This is a genomic window from Mycobacterium sp. IDUB_28 (assembly GCF_055419285.1).
This window is the reverse complement of record NZ_JBVAXK010000005.1, coordinates 139,302-163,702: the sequence shown is the minus strand read 5'-3', so window position 1 is coordinate 163,702 and position 24,401 is coordinate 139,302. Positions and strand designations below refer to the sequence as shown.

Genomic DNA, 24,401 nt, shown 5'->3' with positions numbered 1-24,401 from the left:
CGCCATGACGGTTCCGGATTTCGGTTCGCGGCCACAGCTTTCCGAGGAGATCGCGGCCTTCGTCCGAAAGAGGATCTTCGAAGGCACCTACGCCGCCGGCCAGTACGTCCGGTTGGACCAGCTGGCCGCGGAGCTGGGTATCAGTGTCACACCGGTGCGGGAGGCGTTGTTCGCGCTGCGCGCCGAGGGCTTGGTGGCCCAACAACCCCGGCGCGGTTTCGTGGTGCTGCCGCTGACCCAGCGCGATCTCGCCGATGTCGCCAATGTGCAGGCCCACGTGGGTGGTCAGCTGGCCGCGCGCGCCGCCCACAGCATCACCGAGGACCAGTTGCGCGAACTCCAGGACATTCAGCTGCAGCTGGAGCAGGCCTACGCCGCCGACGACGGCGAGCGGACCGTCTGGCTGAACCACGAGTTCCACCGCGCCATCAACATCGCGGCGGATTCACCGAAGCTCGCGCAGGTCATGTCGCAGATCACCCGCTATGCGCCCGAATCGGTGTTCCCGATGATCGAGCACTGGCCAGACCAGGCCATCCGCGATCATCGGCGGGTGCTGGCCGCGCTGGGTGCGCACGACGAGGAGGCGGCCCGCGCGGCGATGTCGGAACATCTTGCCGCCAGCGCGATTCCGCTGATCGAGCACCTCATCGAGCGGGGAGTAGTTGCCCCGGCGACGCCGGCTGGTTCGTCGGCGCCGCGACAGTAGCCGCAGCAGATGCCTTGCGTCGGCGGTTGAACATGCGCTGCTCGATCATGCGCTCGACTTCTCGTCGCACGTCCCTGCGCACCGTGCGCCACAGTTGGCTGCGGTCGACCTCCGGGTTGCGCGCGGCCGCCGCTATCCAGCCGACCAGCCGGCGTGGGGTGAAAACCTCTGCGGGCAATCGGTTTCGGGAGAAGACATCCAGCAGTTGCATCGCTCCGTCGGGTTGGCGCGCCAGCCAGTGGTAGGCCGCGTCCTCGATCGGGGACACCGCGTCGCCGCGGCCGAGCAGATTCGCCCACTGGTACATCGGCAGGCACTGCTCATCGCGGTCCAGCTCCCAGGCGGCCAGCGCCGCGTCCAGAGCCTGCGGATCGTCGAGGTGCGCCGCCGTCGTCTCGCCCAGCAGTCGGCCGAATCGCAGTGCGTCCCGGATACCCTGAGCGGTCACGGGATCCTTGAAGTGGCCGGAGTCTCCGGCCAGCGCCCACCCTGGACCGTGTGAGTGACGGAAGTAGGACGGGTGCTGGTAGGAGACCCGGATCTTGCCGACCCGGGTGCAGCCGGTCAGCCGCGCGGCGAACGGTGGGATACGCTGCACGGTGTCGGCGAACGCCTGCTCGGCGTCGGCGCGGAACTCGTCGGCGCGGCGCACCGGCGGCATCAACAGCGCCACCAATTGGCCGCCGTCACAAGGGAATACGGTGACCAGATCATCGTCGTACCGCCACTGCATGGCGACGTGGCGCAAGGACTCGTGGGCATCTTCGTGGTAGGCGTCGTCGTAATAAGCAAAGGCCATCATGCGCTGGTTGTCCCAGTGGTGGTGCTCGGTGGCGCCGACCAGTCGGGCGACCGTGGAACGGCGTCCGTCCGCCCCGATTACGAGCTGGGCGGTGATGGTGCCCTCGGCGCCGTCGCGGCCGCGGTAGTGGACTCCAGTGACGCGACCGTCGTCGTTGCGCAGGAGATCGGTGACCCGCGTCCGTTCGCGGATCTCGGCGCCGGCGGCCCGTGCCGTCTGTACCAGCGCGAGGTCGAGGCCCGGCCGTCGGACGCAGGCGCCGGCGGTGAATCCCTGGGCAGCGCCGAATTCGCCGACCACTTCCACGCCCGGCCCGGCCAGTCCGGCTCGGGTGTGCAGCGGCGGGCCCAGTTTGAGCACCCGGTCGCGCGCGCCCAGCAGTTCCAATTCGGCCCAGTGATGGGGGAAGAAGAGGTGTGTCGACAGTGTGTCCGAGGGAAATGACGCGCTGTCCAGCGCGATCACGTTGCGTCCGCGTCGCGTCAGCGCGATCGCGGCCGCGGTGCCCGCGCACCGGCTTCCGACAATGACGACGTCCGTGTTCTCCCGCATGACAGAGAGAATGCCAGGTCAGTGTGCTCTTTTCAAGAGTGTTCAAAAAATGAATTGACTTATAAATGTCTCTGCTGTTTATCATGGGCGCGTGTCAGTTGGCAGCGCTCCCAGCACGGCCGAGCGCGCGGCGGCGCGCGGCGAACGCCGGCGCGCCCGCACGCGCGCGGCCATCCTGGATGCGGCCGAAGAGGTGTTCAGCCGCGAAGGTTACGACGGCGCCCGGATCGAGGAGATCGCCGATTCCGCCGACATCTCGGTCGGGTCGATATACACGCATTTCGACGGCAAACGCGGCGTCTACCTGCATCTGGTCGACAGATCTCTGGAGCTGTTCGCCGAATACATGAAGCGCGGCGAGGACCCGACGCTGACGCCGCTGCAGCGCGTGCTGGCCGGCGGCGATGCCTATCTTCGGTTCCACTTGGAGCATCCCGGCGCTTTCCACTTCCTGGCCAATCGCAACCCGGGCACGGCGCCGCTGTCGGCCCCGGACGGGCCCGAGGCCAAGATCCGTGACCGCGTCGGCGAGTTGCTGCACCGCTTCGCCGGTGTGATCGACGACGCGATTGCGGCGGGCGAGGCACGACCGGTCGATTCGACGCGCCTCACCCAATTCCTCTGGGGCGCCTGGAACGGGGTGATCTCGCTGCGACTGCAGCCGGCAGGATTGCGGTTGTCGGAGACCGAGATCGCCGAAACGTTGGAGCTCGCCCGCTGGTTGCTGCGCGAGGGATTGGCATCCTCGGCGTTGCGCGACGACAACGGTGAGGTCGGTGACCGTGTTCCGCTACCCAAGATCGGGTGACCGGACACAGCCGGGCGGGCAGTGACGCATACTGTGTGTCGGGGGTGGCACGAGAGGAAGTGCAATGCCCCGTACACGTGCGCTACGCGCAACTGCCGCACTGGTCGCCGGCCTGTCCGTCATTGCGCTCGCGCCGCCGGCCGGCGCCGACCCATTGGACCCGATCCCGGGTAACGGCGTCTTCGTCGTCGGGCCCGACATCGTCCCCGGCCTCTACCGCACCAGCGGATCGGCGTCGACCATCGGCGTCTGGATCAACAATGTGCCGACTCAGGACTCCATGTGCGCCTGGTTCACCTACAGCACGCCGGACGCGAACAAAGAGCATGTCCTGCAGACCAATATCTCCGTCGGCCCGATGTTCGCCAATATCAACACATCGGTCAAGGCTTTCGAGTCGCAGAACTGCCAACCCTGGACGCGAGTTCCCTAACGCCCCGACTCGGTCAACATCTCCCGTAGCCGGCGCACATCTATTTTGCCGGTACCACCCCGCGGCAATTGCTCGTCGGAGTCCAACACCAGCCACACCGTCGGCACTTTGAACGCGCTCAGCACCCGGCGGGCGGCGTCGCGCAACGCGGCGGTGTCGAGCCGCCGGCACACCACCGCCGCACCCACCCGCTTACCAGCCGGGCCGGGAACATCTGTGACAACGGCACTTTCGACACCCTCGATGCCCCGCAACGCGCGTTCCACCTCACTGGGATAGACGGTGGCGCCGCTCACCTTGAACATGTCGTCGCAGCGACCGTGATAGAACAGGAAGCCCTCGGCGTCGAGGCGGCCGAGGTCGCCGGTGGGGTAGAAGCCGTCCGGGGTGAACACGTCTTCCCTGCTGCGACGGCAGATTCCGCGCAGCGTATGCGGTCCGCGGAACTGGATCATGCCGGTGGTGCCCGCCGGCAGCGGCGCGCCGGTATCCGGATCGACGATGCGAACTTCCATGCCGGGGAACGGTTTTCCGCAACTGCCCCGCGCCGCCGCGGGCAGATCGGTATCGGCGGGATAGCCGCAGTAGGGCCCGAATGACTCGGTCATACCGAACAGGGTGGCGCGGGCACCCGATGGTGCGCGCTGTGCGGGCGGCAGCAACGCATCCAGGCTGCCCGGCCGCAGCGCAGACAGGTCGACCTCGGCGCGGCGCGGGTGTCGGGCCAGTGTCTGTGCCTGGTCGGGCCAGCCGCGGAATAGCGTGACCCGTTCGCGCTCCAGCAGGCGCAGGGTGGTGTCCGGTTGCGGCACTTCCTCGGTCACCAGGGTGGCGCCGGCCAGCAGTGCCGACAGGATCCCGCTGCCGAAGCCGCCCACCCAGAAGAACGGCATCGGCAGGTAGAGCCGGGTATCGGCGGTGATGCAACGGGCCGTCAGTCCGGACCGCACCGCGCCCAACGCGCTGCCGTGTGAGTGGATGACCCCCTTGGGCGACCCGCTGCTGCCCGAGGTGAAGATGATCACCAGCGGGTCCGCCGCGGTGACGGTGGCGGCCATCGTATCGACGCTCCGGCGGTCCGCCGCCGCGCTGCCGTCCAGTCGATCGATGGACCAGACCTGTTGCAGTGCAGGCAATTCCATCCGGGGCACCGCCGCGAGGTCCTCGAGGTAACGGTGCCCGCGAAATTCCGCCACACTCACCAGAACCTGCACCGAGGCCGTCCGCAGCTGCGCGACGAGTTCCGCGGGCCGCAGCAGTGTGCTCAACGGAACCAGCACCGCACCGATGCGGGTCACCGCGACGGCGATCTGCACCCAGCGGACGCTGTTGGGCATGATCAAACCGACCCGGGTGCCCTTGGCCACCCCGGCCTGAATCAGGGCAGCGGCCAGATCGCCGGTGGTCGTGTCCAATTCGGTGTAGCTGATGCGCCCCGCGGGGTCGATTACCGCAGCCTTGGCGGCGTCGCGGGTGGCGCGCAGTCGCACCAGCCGGTCGATGGTGTCATCCATCGAAGAGCTCCTGCAGTCGTCGCAGGTCGACTTTGCCGCTGGACAACAGCGGAAGCTCAGTGCGGGCCAGGGCGATGAACCGCTTCGGGATCTTGTAGGACGACAATTCGCCCGTGAGCCGTGCGCGCAGTGCTGCCTCGTCGAAGTGCGGGACACCGTCGGGCAGCACGATCACCGCGCCCACCAGCTGGCCGCGCGCGGCATCGGAAACACCGACCACATGTGCGGTGAAACCTGCTCGGGCGATGGCCTGCTCCACCTCCGCCCCGGAGACATTGGCGCCGGCGGTCTTGATCATCCCGGCCAGCCGGCCGAGGTAGTACAGGTAGCCCTCGTCGTCGGCGCGCACCAGGTCGCCGGTGTGAAACCAGCCGTCGGCGTCGAAGCATTCCTCGCGGCTGCGTTTGTAGTAGCCCTGCATCACGTACGGTCCGCGGATGCACAGCTCGCCGATTCCGTTGTCCGGGTCGAGGATCGAGGTCTCGAATCCCGGTGCCGGGCGGCCGTAGGAACCGCGCCGGTGTTCGGGTTGGTCGGATTCGTCCCCGCTGATCAGCAACACGCTGCCGGCCTCGGTCATCCCCAGCATGTTGTGCCGTAGCTCCGGATCGGCCGGTCGGACTTCGGGTGCCATGATCGGGTAGAGGTTGCCGCGCCGCGCCGAGCTCAGGTCCCGGCCGGGGTAGCTGGGGTGCTGGGCCAGATGGATGACGGCGGACACGAAACCGTTTGTCACGGTCGGCTTTTCGGTCTCAATCAGATCCAGCGTCCGGCCGGGATCGGTGGCGTTGGAGCACACCAGGGTAGATCCGGCCACCAGGGTGGCCAGCAGGGCGAACGCGAACCCGCCGATCCAGAAGAACGGCGAGTTGCAGAACAACCTGTCGGTAGCGGTGAGGCCGCGGATCGTGTTGAGGTTCCGCTGGTGGTCCAGCAGCGCGGCGTGCGTGTGCACCACGCCTTTGGCGACGCTCGTGGAGCCCGACGTGTAGACGATGGTCAATACCGCAGAGCCGTCGACATCGTCTTCCAGCGCGGTGAGTAGCCGGGGATCGATATCGTCACCGCATCGCCGTAACCAGTCCCAGTCGAAGACGCAGTGCCGCAACAGGGGTGCGGCATCGCCGGCGCCGGCCAGCCGTTCGGTGTAGTCGTGCGATCGGAATGATCTGGCGCTCAACATGATTGCGGTGTCACTGTGTACCAGCTGCTCGACCAGTTCACGGGCGGTGGCGAAGGTCGAAAAAGGTATCACCACCGCGCCGATGCGCGCGGCGGCCAACATCGCGACGACGAACTCGGTGCCGTTGGGGTACAGCAGGCCGACGTGGGTGCCCTTACCGGCACCCACACCGATCAGGCCGCGGGCAAGTTCGGCCGAGCGGCGGTCTGCCTGCGCGTAGCTGAGCCGGTCGTCATCGCAAACCAGTAGGGGGTGGGCCCCGCGCCGGGCCTGCTGACGCAGGGTCGCGGCGATGGTGTTGCCGTCACCGGGCATGGTCAGGTGTGGCACTGAAGAAAGCTTTGATGGCGCCCAGATCGGCCTTGCCGGAGGATGTCCGCGGGATGGCCTCGACCGTCGCGATCTCGGTGGGAATCTCGTAGCGCGCCAGCCGTGTTCGCAAGTGATCCAGCAACTCGTCGGCCGTGGCAGGTGCGCGCAGTTCCACCATGGCCACCGGTGTCTCGCCGAGGCGTTCGTCGAAGACGCCGACCACCACAGCACCCGCCACCGCGGGGTGGGCCTCCAGTGCGGTGCGCACCTCGTCGGGCATGATCTTGAATCCGCCGCGGATGATCGCTTGGTCTGCGCGCCCCAGGATCCACAGGAACCCGTCACCGTCGAGACGCGCCAGGTCGTTGGTCTGCATCCAGTCGGCCGTCGGCCCCAACTGGGCGGGCTTGACCTGGAGTCGGCCCACTCGATCGGGTTGCAGCGGTGTGCCGTCGTCGTCGACCACCCGCAGCCGCGCGCCGGGGTTGGCCCGCCCGACGCTGCCCCGCTTGGCGCGCCAGTACTGTTGGTGGTCGGCCAGCGTCCAGCCGGCCACCCCGCCGCCGAATTCGGTTGCGGCATAGGAAGTCAGCACCGGGATACCGTACTTTTCGGTAAACGCGTCGGCATCCTCGGCGGACAGCGGCGCGGTGCCGCAGGTGACAGCGCGGATGCCGGCCAGGTCTGCTCGCGTGAGGTCGGAATGCAGTACCGTGCGCAGCGCGGCGGGCACCAGCGACACCGCACGCGGTCGGTGTTCACGTACCGCGTCGGCCCACGCGTTCAACTCGAACCGCTCCAGCAGGACGAAGGGTCGACCCTCGGCGACGCATTGCAGCACCCGGAACACGCCCCCGATATGCACCAGCGGCGAATTCACGATGGCCACCCCGCGGCGCAGGGCGCTGGGCTCCGGTGCGTGCTGGTACCCGGCGCCCAACACACTGTGCGCCAGCATGCGGTAGCTGAGGTCGATGCGTTTGGGCGGGCCGGTGGTTCCGCTGGTCAGCATCCGGACCGCGATGTCGGATGCCGGCGCCTCCGGCGACGGCGGGCCCGGTTGGGCACCGTCGTCCAGGGTTCCGGAGATGGCCAGGGTGGCGGATCCGGACGCCACGAATTTGGCGAGATCGGCGGACTCGCCGATGACCAGCGGAAGTCCGAGTGCGGCGAGGTCGGCCCTGGTGCGGTCGTCACCGCGTGCCGGGTTGAGGGTCACGATGGTGCCGCCGCCCAGCAGCACGCCGAGCAACGCCGCCACGTGCCCCGGCCGGTTACGCAGCAACACACCGATTTCCGGGTGCTGGGCGGTCAACGGCGCGATGCGCCGGGCGGCGTCACCGATCCGCGCCCAGGACAACCAGTGCCCGGCGTATTCGACGGCGCGCGCACCGGGCTCGAGTTGCAGGACGTGATCGATACGCCGGCTCAGAGCGTGCATCACCGGACCCTGGGTACGCCGGTCGGCTTCGGTTGTGCGCCGAGCTCAGCAGTGCCCAGCGGATTACCCAGCCGGGTGTAGATCAGTCCCTGCTCCATCGCGGCCCGGTATGGTTTGTCCAGCGACTCCCAGATCGCCTTGACGGTGCCTTGCGTCGCCGACGGCGGCTTGGTCGCTATTGCCGACGCTATCTCGTGCGCCCGAGCCCATAATTGTTGCGAGTCAACCACTTCCGATACCAGCCCGATGCGCAGCGCGGTGTCCGCGCTGACCCGTTCGTCGTTGCCTAACAGCGCGATCCGCAGTGTCTCGCCCAGCCCGATGCGGCGCATCAGGCCGATCGGTTCCAATGCGCAGACCAGACCCGCCGATACGTGCGAGTCGAAGAACGTCGCGTCCGCCGAACAGATCACCACATCGGATTCGTTGAGGAAGTAGTACGCCCCCGCGGTGCACATGCCCTGCACCGCGCACACCACCGGCTTCCACATCTTTTGCCATTTGGGGCTGAGCAGTTCGCCGGGATCTTCGTGGTTCCAGACGTTGTCGGGTTGTCCGTAGGGTGACTTGATGTCCAGTCCGGCGCTGAAGGCGCGCTCCCCGGCCGCGCGCAGCACCACTGCGTGCACCGCGTCGTCGAACTTGATGCGGCGCCAGGCTTCAGCCATCTCCGTGCACATGGTGCGGTTGAAGGCGTTGAGGTGCTGTGGGCGGTTCAGCGTGATGGTGGCAACGTGGTCGGCGGTGTCGACGTCGAGCAGGATGGTTTCGAAGTCCGTCGACCCACTCATTTGCACTGCCAATCCGGTTTCCGCTTCTCCACGAACGCCTTCGGGCCTTCCTGGGCATCTTCGGTCCGCAACACCCGCTCGCGGAACGTCTCAGCCATGATCTCCGCCTCGTGCAGCGGTACGTTGAGTCCTTTGAGGATGGCTAGTCGGGTACCGCGGACGGCAAGGGGCGCATTGGAATTGACGATGTCGGCGATCTCCCGGGCCCGTTCCAGCAAGCACTCGTGTTCGACGACTTCGCTGACGAGTCCGAGTTCGTACGCGCGTTGCGCGCTCATCCGTTCGTGCTTGCCCATCAGGGCCATGCGCAGCGCAATCGAGCGGGGCAATGCCCGTGACACGCGGACCATCTCACGACCGGCCACCAGTCCGATGCTGACGTGCGGGTCGAAGAAGGTGGCCCGCTCGGATGCGATGACGATGTCGGAGGTGGTGACCCAATCCATGCCCGCCCCGCAACACAATCCGTTGACCGCGGTCAGCACCGGTTTCGCTGCGGTGCGAAACGGCGGGGTGCCTTCCTGCGGTGCCTCCCACTGGTCGTAGGTGGACAGGTAAGGCCGTTCGTAGATCACCTTGCCGTCTTCGGGAATGGCTTTGACGTCGGCCCCGGTGCAGAACGCCCGCCCGGTGCCGGTGACGATCGTCAGCCACACCTTGTCGTCGTTTTCGGCCTCCTGGTAGGCGGCCCGCAATTCGGTGATCATATGCGGGCTCAGCGCGTTGAGAGCGTCGGGTCGGTTCAGCGTGATGGTCGCGGTATGCCCGTCGACGTCGTAGCCGATGGTGTCGAACGCGGGCATCGATGTTCCCTTCGTGGTGGTGGTCAGCGGCCGTCGAAGCCCGGTGTGCGCCGGTCCCGGAATGCCTGCAGACCCTCTTTGAAATCCGCTGTGCGGCAGGCGAGTTCCAGATTGTAGAGCTCCTGCGTCATGGACTCGGGCAGGGACGCCTGCTGACCGTGGTGCAATGCCTGTTTGGCCAGACCCAGTGCCACCGTCGGGCCGGCCGCCAGCCGGGCCGACAGTCGTTCGGCGGTGTCGTCGAGATCGGGCAGGTTCACCGCCTGGTGGATCAGTCCCCAGTCGGCGGCGTCGGCGCCACTGACCTTCTCGCCGAGCAGCAACATCCGCCGGGCCCGCGCCAGGCCCACCAGACGGGGCAGCAGCCAGCTGGCCCCTGAATCGGGGCTGAACCCGCGGTCCACGAACGGTTCCCAGAACGTGGCGTCGGTCGCGGCGACGGTGAAGTCGGCGGCCAGCGCCAGATTGGCGCCCATTCCCACCGCCCAACCGCGCACACTGCAGACCACCGGCAACTGGATGGTGTGCAGCAGTTCGATCACCCGGTGGGTGGCGTGCGGCACCCGTCGTACCAGGTTTCCGGTCCTGGGGCGTTGCCCGCCGCCCCGGTTGGTGGCGACCCAGTCGGCTCCGGCGCAGAAGTCGGCACCGGCGCCGCGGAGGTGGATTGCGCGCAACGAATCATCGGCGGCGGCGTCGGTCAGCGTGTCGACCAGAGTTTCGATCATCAACGGTGTCAACGAATTACGCCGAGCCGGTCGATCCAGGGTGAGTTGCAGTACCGCACCGGTGCGGGTGACTGCCACCGAGCCCTGGGCATCGGCCGTCTCGGCATCGTGGCTCACGCTGGAATCCGACCCTTCCCATCCATACGGTTACCCATACAGTATGCAATACGATTGCTACCGTGTATAAGTTAGCAACAAACCCTACCGGCGGAAACGGGGCCGGTGGAATCGGCAACCAGAGGGGCGACATGGCTGAGGACACCAGCCCTGCTGCAGGTACCGGTAGCGCCCGCTTCGGCGAGGCGCCGCTCGCCCAGACAATCGCCGCCGCCGGTGCCATGCGCCGGCTCAGCTCGTTGCTGCTGTCACTGGAGAGCCCCCACCCGACGGTGGACGAGATGCTGACGAAGTTCGCCGCATGGGAAACCGAGCTCGCTGCCGCCGCGCCCACCGACAGCGCGCCGCGGATCGGTGACGCCGAGAACGATCCCAGGCGCGTCTATCTGAACCATGCGACCGACATCGGTGCCTACAATCCCTGTTTTCCCGAGTACCGCTTCGAGTTACTGGAGTCCGACGCCGCCGCGGGTAGGGTCACTTTTCCGCTGCTGTACGAGGGACCGCCCGGTCTGGTGCACGGCGGGTTCCTCGGTGTGTTCTTCGATTGTGTTATTCAGCATCATAATTGCTGCACCGATCTGTCCGGCAAGACCCGTTCGCTGGGTGTGACGTTCCGCCGTCCGACGCCGCTGCAGGTCGAGCTGGACTTCGAAATCGAGCGCGCGGCAGCGGAGCGCGGGATCACGTCGACGGCGCGCCTGCTGCTCGACGGAGAGGTGCTCTGCATCGGTGAGGTGAACACGTTGGCCTCTCGACCGGACGAGCTCTCCACTACCCGATTCGGCAGGCGCAGAACGGAGGCCGGCGCATGACCGATACGGGCACAACCGATGATCGGGTACTTTTCGAGCTCGATCCCGACCGGCGGATCGCCACGATCACGCTGAACAATCCCACGCAACGCAACTCCTATGACGCCGCCATGCGAAACGCGGTGTCCCGCTGCCTGGATCAGGTCGCCGACGACGACGACATCACGGTGGTCCTGTTGCGGGGGGCGGGTGGGGTGTTCAGTACCGGCGCCGACATGAACAACGCCTACGGCTGGTACGGCGAATCCGGCGGGTCAGCCCCGCAGGGCAAGCAGCGCCGTCCGAGTCAGCGCCGGCGACTCACGGTGGACCGCAAGTCATTCGGCTTCTACCACAACCTGATGGGCTTTCCGAAGGTAACGGTGGGTGAGATCGCCGGCTACGCCCTCGGTGGCGGGTTCGAGATGGCCTTGATGACCGACATCTCGGTGATCGCCCGCGACACGAAGATCGGGATGCCGGCGACGCGGTTCCTCGGACCCGCGCTGGGCAGCCTGCATATGTTCTTCCACCGGCTCGGCCCGGTGCTCGCCCGACGGTTGCTGCTGACCGGGGACATCATCGACGCGGGACAGCTGGAGCACCTCGGAATCTTCACCGACACCTGCGATTCGGAGTCGGTTACCGCGCGGGCACGCTACTGGGCGGAGAAGGTCGCGAAGATGCCCGCCGACGGAGTGGTGATCGCCAAGGAGGCGTTTCGGTTGGTCGAGCAGACCCAGGCCTACAACGGCGAGGAAGTCGCGAGCTATCTGTTCCACGCCTACGGCACCAATCTGCAGTTCGGCCCCGGCGAGTTCAACTTCGTCAAGACCCGCGCAGAGCACGGCACGAAAGAGGCATTCCGGTTGCGCGACGAGCACTTTCACGTGCCCGACCCCGGTGGCGCCTAACCCGAAGTGGGCCTGGCCCGACGTGCGGTCGACTTGGCCGCCTTGCGGGGCCGGGGCGCCTTGCGGCCCTCCTCGATCAGCCGGCCGGCATGGTCGAGAATGCAGTCCAGGCCGTATTCGAAATTGGTCTCGTCCGGTGCCCCGATCCGGTGACCCTTGCCGGTGACCTGTGCGATCAACGGGGTGGTCTGCGGGTCGATGCCCACCGCGTCCTCGATGGAGCGGGACCCGCTCTCGGCGGACTGGTTCTTCTCGAAAAGCCGTTGCAGCACCACCGATCCGCGCACGTGCAGCGAGACGGCGGAGTAGGTGTCGAAGGCGTCCTCGGCTGACAAACCCGCTTCCACCAGATTGGAGATGGCGCGCTCCATCTCTTGCGCCCCCATGCGGGCCGCCTTCGGACTCAGCGCCGCGCGGATCAGGATCAGGTCGCACAGAATCGGGTTGCCCATGAAGGTCTTACGCATCGAGCGGGCGTGATTGCGCAGGGTCTCCCGCCAGTCACTGGCTTCCACGTACGGCGTGGAGAACACGTACTTGCCTAGGGCGCGATCGGTCATCGCGTTGAGCAGATCGTCCTTCTTGCGGAAATACCAGTAAATGCTGGTAACCCCGACACCGAGGTGTTTGCCGAGCAACGGCATGCTCAGATTGTCGATCGACACCTGCTCGGCGAGTTCGAACGCGCCGCTGATGATGTCGTCGGGATTGATGGAACCGCGTTCGCGCCGCTGCCGCTTTTCAGCGGTTGCCTGCTTTGCCACTACCGGCACCTCTCTGACGATCTGTGCTGCCTGACCTACCGGCAGATCAGCTCTGACCTGCGACCGACAACCTTACCGGTGACCATCGGTAATGCTCGATTCCTGCCTCTGTTCGTCTGCTACTGTAATCCCTATCGTAGGCATTGTGGTAACACGTTTCCGGAAGCCGTTCTGAGGTTGCGCTCGGCACGGGAACCAAGGCCGGCCACGAGGGTTCGGACCAGAGGAGTGCGCGGTGGCGACGGCTGCTGAAGCGCGCGCGTGGGCGCGCGAAGCTCTGCGCGGGATCGGCAACTCGCTGTACACGCCGTTCTGCGGCACCGACGGCGACGACATCGACTGGGATGCCTACCGCACGTTGGTGCGGTACTGCGTCGGTGACCTCGGGCACCCGATGTTGTGGTGTACCAGTGGGATCGCCGAGTTCTGGGCACTGACCATCGACGAGCGCAAGCGTTTGCTCGAGGTGGCCATCGAGGAGGCTCGCAGCATCAACCCGGACGTCGTCGTCCAGGCGTGCACGGCGGCGATCACCGCCAAGGACAGTCTGGAGCTGACTCTGCACGCACAGCAGGCGGGCGCCGACATCGCCTATCTGCAAACGCCGATGATGGAAGTGCACGGCGGCGCCGGGGTGCTTCGATACTTCAAGTACATCGCCGCGCGGACCGACATCGCGCTGGGCATGTTCAACTCGCCGTCGTCGGGCTATGTGCTGACCCCGGCCGAAGGCGCGCGGATTTTCGACGAGATACCGGCGGTCTGCGCCACCAAGGAGGGCGCGTTCCGGCCGGCGGCCAGTCGGCGGCTGCACGAACTGGCCCCCCAACTGGTGTTGTGGGAATGCGACAAGACGGTATACCGCGCGGGCTGGCTACGCGACGGGATCGTCTGCCCGGCGCAGCTGGGCACCGCGGGCTATCTGTACGAAACTCCGTCGCGGCGAATCTTTTCCGAGTACTGGGATCTGATCCAGAGCGGCCGACTCGTGGCGGCCATGGACTATGCGCGAGAATCCGGCCTGGACCAATTCGAACTCGATATGGCGTCGTGGTTCACCTGCTACCCGGGACGACCCGACTACTTCACCCACTGGGGCGGCGGATTCAAATACGCCGCCGGCCTGCTGGGCCTGCCAATCGGTGCGTATCCGCATTCGCGTCCGCCACAGGTGGAATTGCCGCCCGAGGCCAAGGTCCAGATGCAGGCCGCCTACCGCCGGCTCGGCCTCGTCGACGCATGAGCCGAACGCAGACTGCGATTATCGGCCCGAGAAGCGGGCATACCCCTCACATCGGGTGCGGCGCGACCCGGGCCGGTAACGGAAGGGATGGAAATGCTTACTTTGGGCATCATCGGCTGGATCATCATCGGCGGCTTGGCCGGGTGGATCGGCAGCAAGATCATGGGCACCGACGCCCAGATGGGGGTGGTCCTCAACATCGTGGTCGGGATCGTCGGGGGACTGCTGGGCGGCTTCCTGCTGCGCGGATTCGGAGTCGACGTGCAGGGCGGCGGACTGCTGTTCTCGTTCGGTACCTGCCTGCTGGGCGCGGTGATCCTGCTGGCCATCGGCAAGCTGATCACCCGGGGACGCGTGTCGCGGTAGCGCCTCCGGACGCGGCAGTACTCAGGCGATGGCGCCTGCGTCCTTAAGTTCGGCGATGCAGTCCCAGTCCATGCCGAGTTCCATCAGCACAAGCTCGGTGTGCTCGGCGGCCTGCGGGGCTCGGGTGGTGACCAGCGGTTCGTGGTTGAACTGCACCGGTCCGCGGACGACTCGGAAAGGCGCGCCGCCGCTGGCGAGTTCGACTTCGGCGATCATGTCGTTGGCCAGGGCCTGCTCGTCCTCGGCCAGATCGATGAGGCTCTGGAAGGGCGCCCACTGACCCTTCATCGTCTTCAGGTGTTGCCGCCAGTAGTCGAAAGGTTTGGCGGCGAACGCTTCGGCGATCAATTCCGCTGCCGCATTGGCATTCTGGATCAGCGGCAGCACCTCGGCGAAGCGCGGATCCTGGGCGGCGTCCGGGATACCGAGGTGGGTGAAGGTGTCCTCGATCAAACCGGTCGGACTGATGATGCAGAGGTTGATGGTGCCGCCGTCGGAAGTCTGGTAGTTGCCCATGAACGGATTCACCAGCAGCGCTTCGGTCCCCGGCATCGGCGTGCGCATCACCTCGCCGGCTTCCATGCCCTGGGTCACGCTGGCGCCCGCCGCCCACCAGGCGGTGCTCAGCAACGACACATCCAGTTCCAGGGCCTCGCCGGTGCGTTCGCGATGCAGTAGGGCGGCGGAGATGCCGCCGGCGATGAACATGCCACCGATGGAGTCGCCGAAGGCCGGAATCCCTTGCGACAGTGGAGCGCCCAGCTCGGCCGGTGTCAATGCGTGACCCACGCCGCTGCGTGTCCAGAACACCGTTCCGTCAAATCCGCCGACGTCACGTTCAGCGCCCTTGTCGCCGTATGCCGTGCCGCGCGCGTAGACGATGTTCGGATTCACCGCGCGGATGTGTTCCACGTCGAACTTGTTCTTCTGCCGCACCCGGGGCATGTAGTTGGTGAGGAACACGTCCGATGCCTTGGCCAGTTCGTATATCACCTCCTGGCCGCCCGGCGTGGACACGTCGATCCCGACGCTGCGCTTGCCCCGATTCGGGTGCTCCATCAACGGGTGCCGCTCCGGGTCGACCTGGATGCCGCCCATGTTGACGAAGCCGCGTTGGGTGTCACCGCGGAGCGGATGTTCGACCTTGATGACGTCGGCGCCCCAGTCCGCGAGGATGGCTCCCGCGGCGGGGACGAACGTGAACTGCGCGACCTCCAGGACCCTAAAGCCCTGCATTACCTTGATCATTGGCAACCTCGATGTTGACTCTGTGGCGACGAACGCCATCGGTAGCGCGGGTCGCTGACGTCGGCAACCGGGCTGAGGTCGTCGACGTGGCAGGGCACCTCAAAAGCGTACTGCACATCCGCCGTGCGCTGTACTGTTGGAGCAACAGTATCACCGCGGTTCGCGCCGGGTGACACCGTATTGACAGTTGTCAGAATTCATTGACTCACGTCAAAAACCGGTGTTAACCTCCCGGGATGACGACCCGTCCCCGCACCGCGGTCATCGGCGCCGGCATCAGCGGCCTGACAGCCGGCAAGATGCTCAAGGACTACGGGGTGCCCTACACGACCTTCGAGTTGTCGGACCGGATCGGCGGCAACTGGGCGTTCGGCAACCCCAACGGCCACAGCAGCGCCTACCGGTCGCTGCACATCGATACCTCCAAACACCGGTTGTCGTTCAAGGACTTTCCGGTGCCGGAGAATTTCCCGGCCTTTCCGCACCACTCCGACATCAAGACCTATCTGGACTCCTATGCGCAGGCGTTCGGGCTGCTCGAGCACATCGAGTTCAACAACGGTGTCGAACACGCCCGTCCGGTCGGGGACGGGTGGGAGATCCGCGATCAATCCGGCGCGACCCGTGAGTTCGACCTGCTCGTCGTCGGCAACGGACACCACTGGGATCCGCGAACGGCGGATTTCCCGGGAACTTTCAGCGGCGAGACGATCCACTCGCACCATTACATCGACCCGCATACGCCGCTGGAGTTGACCGGCAAACGCATCCTGGTAGTGGGCATCGGAAACAGCGCCGCCGACATCGCCGTCGAGTTGTCCTCGCGGACACTGCAAAACACGGTGACCTTGTCGACGCGATCCAGCGCGTGGATCGTGCCCAAGTACCTCGCCGGCCAACCCGGTGACAAGTTCTTCCGGACCACGCCCTACCTGCCGTTGTCCTGGCAGCGCAAGATGGCGCAGCTGATGGCCCCGATGCTGGGCATCGATCCGACCCTCTACGGACTTCCGCCGGCGAACCACAAACTGTTCGAGGCGCACCCCACCCAGTCGGTGGAACTGCCGCTGCGGCTCGGCTCCGGCGACATCACACCCAAACCCAATGTGGCTCGACTCGACGGTGACACAGTGCATTTCGACGATGGCACCAGCGGGGCCTTCGACGTGATCGTCTACGCGACGGGTTACAACATCACCTTCCCGTTCTTCGACGCCGACTTCATCAGTGCGCCGGGCAACGACATCCGGCTCTACAAGCGGATGTTCAAGCCGGGCGTGCCGAACCTGGTCTTCATCGGCTTCGCTCAAGCGATTCCGACGCTGTTCCCGTTCGTCGAATGCCAGTCGCGGCTGCTGGCCGCCTACGCCGTCGGACGCTACGCTCTGCCGTCGGTGGCCGAGATGGAACGGGTGATCGACGCCGATCAGCGGCTGTACACCGGTCACTGCGTCGACCGTCCCCGCCACACCCAACAAGTGGATTACTTCTACTACGAACACGATCTGCGGGCCCGCGAGATCCCGGCCGGACTCAAGCGGGCTGTCGGCGCTGCGCTGTGACCAGGGCACGCACCGACCGCCGGGCCGTGCAGCGCGGCGATCAGCGGCGCGAGGCCATCCTGGACGCGCTCGAAATCACTTTGCAGCAACGTGATTTCGACGATGTGAACATCGCCGAGGTGGCGGCGCGTGCGGGCGTCACCCGGTCGGCCTTCTATTTCTACTTCGAGAACAAGGCCATAGCCGTCGCCGCGTTGATGGAGCGCATGGTCGACGACACCATGTTCGTCAACGACATCTTCACCAGCAGCGACCGCTCCCCGCAGGACCGGGTGCGCGGCATGCTCGAGGGGTTGTTCGACACCTGGGAACGCCATCGGTTCATGTTCAAAGCGGCGCTGCAGGCCCGGGGTCGCAGCGCCGCGGGACGGGAGATGTGGGACCAAGCCCGTGCGTCGTTCGTGGCGTCGGTGGCCGGCATGATCGGCAGTGAACGCGCGGCCGGTACCGCACCGGACGGGATCGATGCGACGGTGTTGGCGACCGTGCTGCTCGAGGTCAACGACAGACTGCTGGAACGGATGACCCTGGGTTGCCCGCTGTCCCGGACCGAACTGCTGGACGGCGCAGCCGCGATCTGGCTGGGCGCCGTCTACGGAATCGTTGCGAAAACCGACCACTGAGGAGCACGACATGAGCTATCGGGAACTGGCCTTCCAGTCACACGGATCAGCCTGCAGCGCATGGCATTTCACCGGCGATGCCGCCGCCGGGCGCCCGGTGGTGGTGATGGCACACGGGTTCGGCGGAACCAAGGACTCGGGTCTGCAACCCTTTGCGGAAAAGCTCAGCGGCGCCGGCTTCGGCGTGCTGGCCTTCGACTACCGGGGCTTCGGCGGATCCGAAGGGCAGCCGCGGCAGTCTATTTCGATCGAACGGCAGGAGCAGGACTACGCAGCGGCCGTCGAGTTCGCCAAGACGCTGCCCGACGTGAACCCTGAAAAGGTGGTGCTGTGGGGGGTATCGATGTCAGGCGGGCAGGTGCTGCGGGTCGCTGCCGGTCGCGACGACATCGCCGCCGTGATCGCGATGACGCCGCTGACCGATCCGCTGGCCACCAGCCGTGCGGTGCTCAAGCAATACACCCTCACAACGGCCCTGCGGGCGACCGTCGATGGTGCCCGCAGCCGTTGGGCCGTGGCGCGCGGACGGCCACCGGTGTTGATGAAACTGACGTCGCGCCCGGGCGAGCATGGTGCGCTGTCCCTGGACGGGGCGTACGAGAACTACCTGTCGATCGCCGGACCGTCCTGGCGCAACGAGGTGGATTCCGCCGTCGGATTCGAGCTGGCCAAGATCAGGACCAAGGCCGCAGCCAAGCGGCTGCGGTCCGAGCTGCTGATCCAGATCGCCGACTTCGACCGCTTCGTGCCCGCTGCCTCGGTCGCGCGCACCGCCGTGCACGGTCGGGCGCAGGTGCATCACTACCCGTGCGACCACTTCGACGTGTGGCCGGGCCACCCGTGGTTCGAGCAGGCCTCGAGAGACCAGATCGGCTTCTTGACCAGGGTGCTGGGACCGGTCGCTGCGAGGTCCGCCGAGGTCGGGTGAGCGGGCCGCTGATCAGGCATTTGACGGCCGGATGCCGCCCGGGAGCCACGTTGCAGAAAGATGTACCGATAGGTATACAGTATGTACTACTCGGTCATCCTCGGGCGGCCGGCAGACGATGAAGGGATGGCTCCGAATGAGCACCGACGGCAGCGTGGTCGCGGAGCGGCCGACCGCGTCGAGCGAGGCGGTGCTCTACCGGATCTCCGCTGCCGGCGTAGCCGTCATCACGCTCAACCAGCCGAAGCGGATGAACGCCTGGGGCCAGCCGATGATGTCGATGTTCTACCGCTACTTCGAAGCCGCGGAAGCCGACCCGGCCGTTCGGGTCATCGTGCTGACCGGCAACGGGCGGGCGTTCTGCGCCGGGGCGGACATGGGTGGCCTCGATTCGATCTCGTCGACGACGGTCGGCTCCGCGAGTAAGACCGATATCAGTGCGTTGGTCGCCGAGAAACACCCGTATTTCCTCACCCAGCTGCGCAAGCCGGTGATCGCGGCGATCAACGGGTCGGTTGCCGGCATCGGACTGTCGCTGGCCCTGATGGCCGACGTCCGTTTCGCCGCCGCGGGTGCGAAGTTCACCACGGCGTTCGCGCGCCGCGGGCTGGTCGCCGAGTACGGCATCTCCTGGATTCTGCCGCGACTGGTCGGCTGGGGTGCGGCCACCGACCTGCTGCTGTCCGGCCGGACCTTCCTCGCCGAGGAAGCGGCCGAGCTCGGACTGGTCAAGGAGGTGGTGGCCCGCGAGCAGTTGCTGGACCGCGCGCTGGCCTACGCCGAAGACATGGCCCGCAATTGCGCGCCCAGTTCGCTGGCCGCGATGAAACAGCAGCTCTACGCCGACGCGGGCCTGCCCATCGTCGAGACCAGCAACAGAGCCGAGCAGCTGATGCACGAGTCCATGACACGCCCCGACTTCATCGAGGGCATCACCGCGTTCTTCGAAAAGCGCGCACCGAACTTCCCGTCGCTGCCGTCGCCCCAGGAGGTCCCCGAAGGTGGCGACACATGAGGGGAACCAATGACTTCGAGGACAAGGGAGGACGTCGACGATGAGCACGTTGGACTACCAGGCGATTGACGTCGACAATCACTACTACGAGCCGATCGACTCGTTCACCCGCTACCTGCCCAAGGAATTCAAGCGCCGCGGTGTGCAGATGCTCAGCGACGGCAAGCGCACCTGGGCGGTGATCGGCGAGCGGATCAACCAGTTCATCCCGAACCCGACCTTCGATCCGATCATCGAACCGGGCTGCCTGGATCTGTTGTTCCGTGGCGAAATCCCCGAGGGCGTCGACCCCGCCTCGTTGATGAAGGTGGATCGGATGGCCAACCATCCCGAGTACCAGAACCGGGACGCCCGGATCAAGGTGATGGACAACCAGAACCTCGAAACCGTGTTCATGCTGCCGACTTTCGCGTGTGGGGTGGAGGAGGCCCTCAAACACGACATCCCGGCAACGATGGCATCGGTGCGGGCCTTCAACCTGTGGCTGGACGACGACTGGGGTTTCGACCGGCCCGATCACCGGATCATCTCGGCGCCGATCATCTCGCTGGCCGATCCCGAAAAGGCGGTCGAGGAAGTCGATTTCGTACTCGGTAAGGGCGCCAGGATGGTGCTGGTCCGGCCCGCTCCGGTGCCCGGCCTGGTCAAGCCCCGCTCACTGGGGGATCCGCTGCACGATCCGGTGTGGGCGCGGCTCGCCGAAGCGGGCGTCCCGGTGGGGTTCCACCTCAGCGACAGCGGCTACCTGGCGATCAATGCGCTGTGGGGCGGCAAGGCCACTTTCGAGGGTTTCGGCAAGAAGGACCCGTTGGATCAGGTGCTGCTCGACGATCGGGCGATCCACGACACGATGGCGTCGATGATTGTGCACCAGGTCTTCACCCGTCATCCCAAGTTGAAGGTCGCCAGCATCGAGAACGGTTCGTACTTCGTCTACCGGCTGATCAAGCGCCTGAAGAAGGCTGCCAACACCGCGCCGTACCACTTCAAGGAAGACCCGGTGGAGCAACTGCGCAACAACGTCTGGATCGCACCGTACTACGAGGACGACGTCAAACTGCTCGCCGAGACGATCGGTGTGGACAAGATCCTGTTCGGCTCGGACTGGCCGCACGGGGAGGGGCTGGCCGACCCGATGGCCTTCACCGCCGACATCCCGCAGTTCCCGGAGTTCAGTGCAGAGGACACCCGCAAAGTCATGCGCGACAACGCACTTGACTTGCTGAACGCGAACGTCCCGGCGTCGGTGTAACACGCCTGATGAGCGAATGGACGATCGGAGCGGTGCTCGATGCGGTCGCCGAGGCCGTGCCGGACCGGTTGATGACGATCTGTGGCTCCCGCCGCAGCACCTTCGCGCAATCCGCGGAGCGCACCCGTCGTCTCGCTAACTATCTGGCGGACAACGGTTTCGGCGCTCATGCCGAGCGTGACGCGCTGGGCAACTGGGAGTGCGGACAGGACCGGGTGGCATTGATCATGCACAACGACCTGTACCCCGACATGGTGATCGCCTGTCTGAAGGCGCGGGTGGTGCCGGTCAACGTCAATCACTACTACACCCCGCGCGAAGTCGCCGACCTGCTTGACTACGTCAAGCCGCGGGGTGTGATCTACCACCGCGCGCTGGGTGCGAAGTTCGCCGATGTGCTGGCAGGGATCGATCTGTTGATCTCGGTCGACGACGGTAGCGACGGCTCCGAGCTGGCCGCTGCCGTCACGCTGGAAGATGCCGTGGCACAAGGCGATTGCGATCATTCCAATACGCCGTCACCGGACGACCTGCTGATGATCTGCACCGGCGGCACCACGGGGCGACCCAAGGGTGTGTTGTGGCGACAGGCCGACATGTACGTGGCCTCGATGAACGGCGCCGACCACGCGGACGTCACCGAGATCCGCCAGCGGGTACAGAACGCCGGCGCGCCGTGGTTCGCGGTGTCGCCGCTGATGCACGCCGCCGGATTGTGGACGGCGTTCTCGGCGGTGCTGAACGGGCAGACCGTCGTGCTGTATGACACCCGCCAGAAGTTCGACCCGGCAACGGTGCTCGAGACCGCCGAGCGGGAGAAGGTCGGCCTGATGACGATGGTGGGCGATGCCTACGCCGCACCCCTGGTCGACGAACTGGGCCGCCGCGACTACGACCTGTCCGCTCTGTTCGCCATCGGCACCGGCGGGGCGGCCACCAATGTCAAACATCAGCAGGCGCTGCTGAAGTACTTGCCGCACATCACGATTATCAACGGCTACGGTTCTTCGGAGACGGGCAACATGGGTTACGGGCACAGCCGGTCGGGCACCCAGGCCGACACCTTCGCCATCCGCCCCGGTGGTCTGGTGCTCTCGGAGGACTACCGCCGATTCCTGGACCCGGGCGACTCGCAGATCGGCTGGGTGGCCCGCAGCGGTCGTATTCCGTTGGGCTACTTCGACGACGAGGCCGCGACCACCAAGACATTCCCGGTGGTGAACGGGCAGCGGGTGGTCATCTCGGGGGACCGTGCATCGGTGGACGCCGACGGCACGCTGCGCCTGTTCGGCCGGGATTCGTTGGTGGTCAACACCGGTGGCGAGAAGGTGTTCGTCGAAGAGGTCGAGGAGGTGCTGCGCGCGCACGCTGCTGTCGCCGATGCACTGGTGGTGGGGCGGGACAGCGAACGGTGGGGCCAGGAAGTGGTGGCCCTGGTCGAGTTGCGGGCGGATGCCCAGCCAGACAGCGATGCGTTGCGTGCGCACTGCGCGGCGGAGCTGGCCCGGTTCAAGGTGCCCAAGGCGTTCGTCGCGGTGGACAAGGTGCGCCGGCTGGGCAACGGCAAAGCCGACTACCGGTGGGCCAAGAGCGAAGCCGCACAGACCGCGAGGACCGGCCAGTGACGTCATCAAACGCCCGCCGAGTCATCGACTGCCTGGTCAACGTGCACTTCGGTGAGACCGAGAAGCAGCCGGAATTCATGAAGCGGGTCCGCGACGACTACTTCAAGGGACCCGCGTCGATGTTCGACCCGGTGGATCTCGCCGAACTACTCGACGAGATGGACGAGCACGGGGTGCGCAAGGCGATCCTGATGGACAACCTCGCCAAGCCCTCGATCACCGCCCGCAAGTTCGCCGCAGACCGCCCGGACCGGTTCGCACTGGCCTTGGGCGGGGTCAACCTGCTGCGCCCGGTGGCGTCATTGCGGGAGCTGACCGCGATGGTGGCGGACCTTCCGGTCGCCTACACCGTTGTGGGACCGAGCTTCTGGGCCGACGGCCAGTACCCGCCCAGTGACGCGGTCTACTATCCGCTGTACGCCAAATGCGCCGAGATCGAGTTGCCGTTGTGCGTCAACACGGGCCTACCGGGCCCGCCGATCCCCGGCGAGGTGCAGAACCCGATCCACCTGGACCGGGTGTGCGTGCGGTTCCCGGAATTGAAGCTGTGCATGATCCACGGTGCCGATCCCTGGTGGGACGTGGCGATCCGGATGTTGATCAAGTATCGCAACTTGCGGCTGATGACGTCGGCCTGGTCCCCGAAGCGGTTGCCGGACAGCCTTATCCACTTCATGCGCACCCGGGGACGGGACAAGGTCATCTTCGCCTCCGACTGGCCGGTGCTGCGTCAGCACCGGGTGGTGCCGGAGGCCAACGCCCTCGACCTTCCCGCGGATGTGCTGGACAACTACCTCTACAACAACGCCAACGAGTTCTTTTTCAGGAGTGCCGATGGACCGCTATGAACTGCGCCGGGTTGACTACAGCCTGACCGACGACCATAAGGCGCTACAGGCCGCCTACCGGCAGTTGCTGGACACCCACTGCCCGATCGAAACAGTATGGGCCGCACAGGAAACCGGGTTCGAAAAAAGCCTATGGGAGCGGTTGTGCGCTATGGGTGCCACGTCGATGGCGGTGGGGGAGGACGCCGGTGGGGACGGTGCGACGCTGGTGGACCTCGCGCTGGTCGCCGAGGAACTCGGCCGGGCGCTGGCGCCGGTGCCCTGGATCGACCACGTCTGTGCCGTGCGGCTGGCCGAACGCCTCGGCGCGGTCGAGGGTGATGCCGTCGAGGGCAGCCGGATCATCGGGCTGGACGTGACGTCGGAAACCGTTGCAGAGCAACGACTTATCGCCTCAGCGGCTATCGCCGACGCGCTGGTCGTCGCCGACGGGGACGAGGTGGTGCTACTCGAATTCGCCACCCGGCCCGCGCGGGTGCCCAACCTGGGACAATTGCCGATGGCCTGGGTGGACCCCGGTGCGGCCGATTCGCGCACGGTACTGGGTTCGGGCCCGGAGGCGGTCGCAGCCTACCGGCGCGCGGTCGACGAGTGGCGGGTGTTGACCGCCGCGGCCCTGACCGGCCTGATCGAGCAGACCATGACGATCGCCGCGGAATTCGCCAAGTCGCGCTACACGCTCGGCGTGCCGATCTCGACGCTGCAGGCCATCTCCCATCCACTGGCCAACATGGCGATCGTCGTGCAGGGTGGCCGCAACCTGGCCCGGCGTGCCGCCTGGTACCTGGACAACGAGCCCGAGGTGCGTCCGGAACTGCCCGGGTGCGCGTTCGTGTTCATGGCTGAGGAGGCGCCCAAGGCGGCGACCATGGCGGTACACATCCAGGGCGGGCTCGGGGTCTCCGTCGAGGCCGCGGCAACAGCGTATCTGGTCCGGGCAAGGGGCTGGGCGCTGGCCGGTGGCGATCCCGGCTTGGCGGCCAAGCATGTCGGTGTGCTCGTCGCTGAGCGAGAGAGCGCCTAGAA

At 66.3% G+C, this 24,401-nt stretch carries 24 protein-coding genes; 15 read left to right on the top strand and 9 right to left on the bottom strand.

Annotated features, from left to right (window positions below; translation table 11 throughout):
• Positions 1 to 4: 4 nt before the first annotated feature.
• Positions 5 to 709 carry a GntR family transcriptional regulator gene (locus ACZYZ9_RS12475; RefSeq protein WP_463826574.1) on the top strand — a complete coding sequence of 235 codons (705 nt, stop codon included), beginning with the start codon at positions 5 to 7 and terminating at the stop codon, positions 707 to 709.
• Here ACZYZ9_RS12475 and ACZYZ9_RS12470 read toward each other — a convergent pair.
• Entirely contained in the window at positions 648 to 2,063 is a 1,416-nt protein-coding gene (locus tag ACZYZ9_RS12470) for an NAD(P)/FAD-dependent oxidoreductase (protein ID WP_463826573.1), read from the bottom strand. The two genes, ACZYZ9_RS12475 and ACZYZ9_RS12470, sit on opposite strands and share 62 nt — an antisense overlap.
• A gap of 91 nt (positions 2,064 to 2,154) precedes the next feature.
• Here ACZYZ9_RS12470 and ACZYZ9_RS12465 point away from each other — a divergent pair, with 91 nt between their 5' ends.
• Both ACZYZ9_RS12465 and ACZYZ9_RS12460 read left to right on the top strand, forming a co-directional pair.
• The gene (locus ACZYZ9_RS12465) at positions 2,155 to 2,871 is read left to right on the top strand and encodes a TetR/AcrR family transcriptional regulator (RefSeq protein ID WP_463826572.1); all 717 of its coding nucleotides are present in this window, start codon (positions 2,155 to 2,157) and stop codon (positions 2,869 to 2,871) included.
• Between the two features lie 64 nt (positions 2,872 to 2,935).
• Positions 2,936 to 3,304 carry a hypothetical protein gene (locus ACZYZ9_RS12460; protein ID WP_463826571.1) on the top strand — a complete coding sequence of 123 codons (369 nt, stop codon included), beginning with the start codon at positions 2,936 to 2,938 and terminating at the stop codon, positions 3,302 to 3,304.
• On the opposite strand, the gene ACZYZ9_RS12455 is transcribed toward ACZYZ9_RS12460, so the two are convergent.
• From ACZYZ9_RS12455 to ACZYZ9_RS12430, 6 genes are read right to left on the bottom strand one after another with little or no spacing between them, the layout of a single operon-like run.
• Positions 3,301 to 4,818 carry a class I adenylate-forming enzyme family protein gene (locus ACZYZ9_RS12455; protein ID WP_463826570.1) on the bottom strand — a complete coding sequence of 506 codons (1,518 nt, stop codon included), beginning with the start codon at positions 4,816 to 4,818 and terminating at the stop codon, positions 3,301 to 3,303. The two genes, ACZYZ9_RS12460 and ACZYZ9_RS12455, sit on opposite strands and share 4 nt — an antisense overlap.
• Positions 4,811 to 6,316 (bottom strand): class I adenylate-forming enzyme family protein, encoded by a 1,506-nt coding sequence (locus ACZYZ9_RS12450; protein ID WP_463826801.1) that lies wholly within the window; start codon positions 6,314 to 6,316, stop codon positions 4,811 to 4,813. The genes ACZYZ9_RS12455 and ACZYZ9_RS12450 overlap by 8 nt, the downstream gene beginning before the upstream one ends.
• A complete protein-coding gene (locus tag ACZYZ9_RS12445; RefSeq protein ID WP_463826569.1) occupies positions 6,306 to 7,754 on the bottom strand; it encodes an AMP-binding protein in 1,449 nt (482 codons plus the stop codon). The genes ACZYZ9_RS12450 and ACZYZ9_RS12445 overlap by 11 nt, the downstream gene beginning before the upstream one ends.
• Positions 7,754 to 8,545 carry an enoyl-CoA hydratase/isomerase family protein gene (locus ACZYZ9_RS12440; protein WP_463826568.1) on the bottom strand — a complete coding sequence of 264 codons (792 nt, stop codon included), beginning with the start codon at positions 8,543 to 8,545 and terminating at the stop codon, positions 7,754 to 7,756. Before ACZYZ9_RS12440 ends, ACZYZ9_RS12445 begins: the two co-directional genes overlap by 1 nt.
• Positions 8,542 to 9,348 carry an enoyl-CoA hydratase/isomerase family protein gene (locus ACZYZ9_RS12435; protein ID WP_463826567.1) on the bottom strand — a complete coding sequence of 269 codons (807 nt, stop codon included), beginning with the start codon at positions 9,346 to 9,348 and terminating at the stop codon, positions 8,542 to 8,544. The genes ACZYZ9_RS12440 and ACZYZ9_RS12435 overlap by 4 nt, the downstream gene beginning before the upstream one ends.
• A 23-nt stretch (positions 9,349 to 9,371) precedes the next feature.
• On the bottom strand, positions 9,372 to 10,193 hold the full coding sequence (locus ACZYZ9_RS12430; protein ID WP_463826566.1) for an enoyl-CoA hydratase/isomerase family protein: 822 nt from the start codon (positions 10,191 to 10,193) through the stop codon (positions 9,372 to 9,374).
• Between the two features lie 131 nt (positions 10,194 to 10,324).
• Between ACZYZ9_RS12430 and ACZYZ9_RS12425 the strand changes: the two genes are divergently transcribed.
• Together ACZYZ9_RS12425 and ACZYZ9_RS12420 are read left to right on the top strand one after the other, a co-directional pair.
• Positions 10,325 to 11,008 carry a hypothetical protein gene (locus tag ACZYZ9_RS12425; RefSeq protein WP_463826565.1) on the top strand — a complete coding sequence of 228 codons (684 nt, stop codon included), beginning with the start codon at positions 10,325 to 10,327 and terminating at the stop codon, positions 11,006 to 11,008.
• A complete protein-coding gene (locus tag ACZYZ9_RS12420; protein WP_463826564.1) occupies positions 11,005 to 11,901 on the top strand; it encodes an enoyl-CoA hydratase/isomerase family protein in 897 nt (298 codons plus the stop codon). Before ACZYZ9_RS12425 ends, ACZYZ9_RS12420 begins: the two co-directional genes overlap by 4 nt.
• Here ACZYZ9_RS12420 and ACZYZ9_RS12415 read toward each other — a convergent pair.
• A complete protein-coding gene (locus ACZYZ9_RS12415) occupies positions 11,898 to 12,665 on the bottom strand; it encodes a TetR/AcrR family transcriptional regulator (RefSeq protein WP_463826563.1) in 768 nt (255 codons plus the stop codon). The genes ACZYZ9_RS12420 and ACZYZ9_RS12415 overlap by 4 nt on opposite strands.
• Positions 12,666 to 12,900: 235 nt before the next feature.
• On the opposite strand from ACZYZ9_RS12415, the gene ACZYZ9_RS12410 reads away from it, so the two are divergent.
• Both ACZYZ9_RS12410 and ACZYZ9_RS12405 read left to right on the top strand, forming a co-directional pair.
• Positions 12,901 to 13,908, top strand: coding sequence for a dihydrodipicolinate synthase family protein (locus ACZYZ9_RS12410; protein ID WP_463826562.1), 1,008 nt, complete (start codon positions 12,901 to 12,903; stop codon positions 13,906 to 13,908).
• A gap of 93 nt (positions 13,909 to 14,001) precedes the next feature.
• Positions 14,002 to 14,274: a GlsB/YeaQ/YmgE family stress response membrane protein gene (locus tag ACZYZ9_RS12405; RefSeq protein WP_463826561.1), complete on the top strand. Its 273-nt coding sequence runs from the start codon at positions 14,002 to 14,004 to the stop codon at positions 14,272 to 14,274.
• A 21-nt stretch (positions 14,275 to 14,295) separates the two neighbouring features.
• Here ACZYZ9_RS12405 and ACZYZ9_RS12400 read toward each other — a convergent pair whose 3' ends face one another.
• Complete coding sequence (locus ACZYZ9_RS12400) at positions 14,296 to 15,510, bottom strand: CaiB/BaiF CoA transferase family protein (protein ID WP_463826560.1); 1,215 nt, start codon at positions 15,508 to 15,510, stop codon at positions 14,296 to 14,298.
• Between the two features lie 248 nt (positions 15,511 to 15,758).
• Here ACZYZ9_RS12400 and ACZYZ9_RS12395 point away from each other — a divergent pair, with 248 nt between their 5' ends.
• From ACZYZ9_RS12395 to ACZYZ9_RS12360, 8 genes are all read left to right on the top strand, one after another.
• Positions 15,759 to 17,084, top strand: a complete 1,326-nt coding sequence (locus ACZYZ9_RS12395) for a flavin-containing monooxygenase (RefSeq protein ID WP_463826559.1) — start codon at positions 15,759 to 15,761, stop codon at positions 17,082 to 17,084.
• Positions 17,081 to 17,707, top strand: coding sequence for a TetR/AcrR family transcriptional regulator (locus ACZYZ9_RS12390; RefSeq protein WP_463826558.1), 627 nt, complete (start codon positions 17,081 to 17,083; stop codon positions 17,705 to 17,707). Before ACZYZ9_RS12395 ends, ACZYZ9_RS12390 begins: the two co-directional genes overlap by 4 nt.
• A gap of 10 nt (positions 17,708 to 17,717) precedes the next feature.
• Positions 17,718 to 18,635, top strand: coding sequence for an alpha/beta hydrolase (locus ACZYZ9_RS12385; protein WP_463826557.1), 918 nt, complete (start codon positions 17,718 to 17,720; stop codon positions 18,633 to 18,635).
• 136 nt (positions 18,636 to 18,771) lie between these two features.
• Positions 18,772 to 19,650 (top strand): enoyl-CoA hydratase, encoded by an 879-nt coding sequence (locus tag ACZYZ9_RS12380; protein WP_463826556.1) that lies wholly within the window; start codon positions 18,772 to 18,774, stop codon positions 19,648 to 19,650.
• Positions 19,651 to 19,690: 40 nt separating this feature from the next.
• Positions 19,691 to 20,902, top strand: a complete 1,212-nt coding sequence (locus ACZYZ9_RS12375; RefSeq protein ID WP_463826555.1) for an amidohydrolase family protein — start codon at positions 19,691 to 19,693, stop codon at positions 20,900 to 20,902.
• Between the two features lie 8 nt (positions 20,903 to 20,910).
• Entirely contained in the window at positions 20,911 to 22,527 is a 1,617-nt protein-coding gene (locus ACZYZ9_RS12370) for an acyl-CoA synthetase (RefSeq protein ID WP_463826554.1), read from the top strand.
• Positions 22,528 to 22,604: 77 nt separating this feature from the next.
• The gene (locus ACZYZ9_RS12365; RefSeq protein ID WP_463826800.1) at positions 22,605 to 23,375 is read left to right on the top strand and encodes an amidohydrolase family protein; all 771 of its coding nucleotides are present in this window, start codon (positions 22,605 to 22,607) and stop codon (positions 23,373 to 23,375) included.
• Entirely contained in the window at positions 23,362 to 24,399 is a 1,038-nt protein-coding gene (locus ACZYZ9_RS12360; RefSeq protein ID WP_463826553.1) for an acyl-CoA dehydrogenase family protein, read from the top strand. Before ACZYZ9_RS12365 ends, ACZYZ9_RS12360 begins: the two co-directional genes overlap by 14 nt.
• The last annotated feature ends 2 nt before the right edge of the window (positions 24,400 to 24,401 follow it).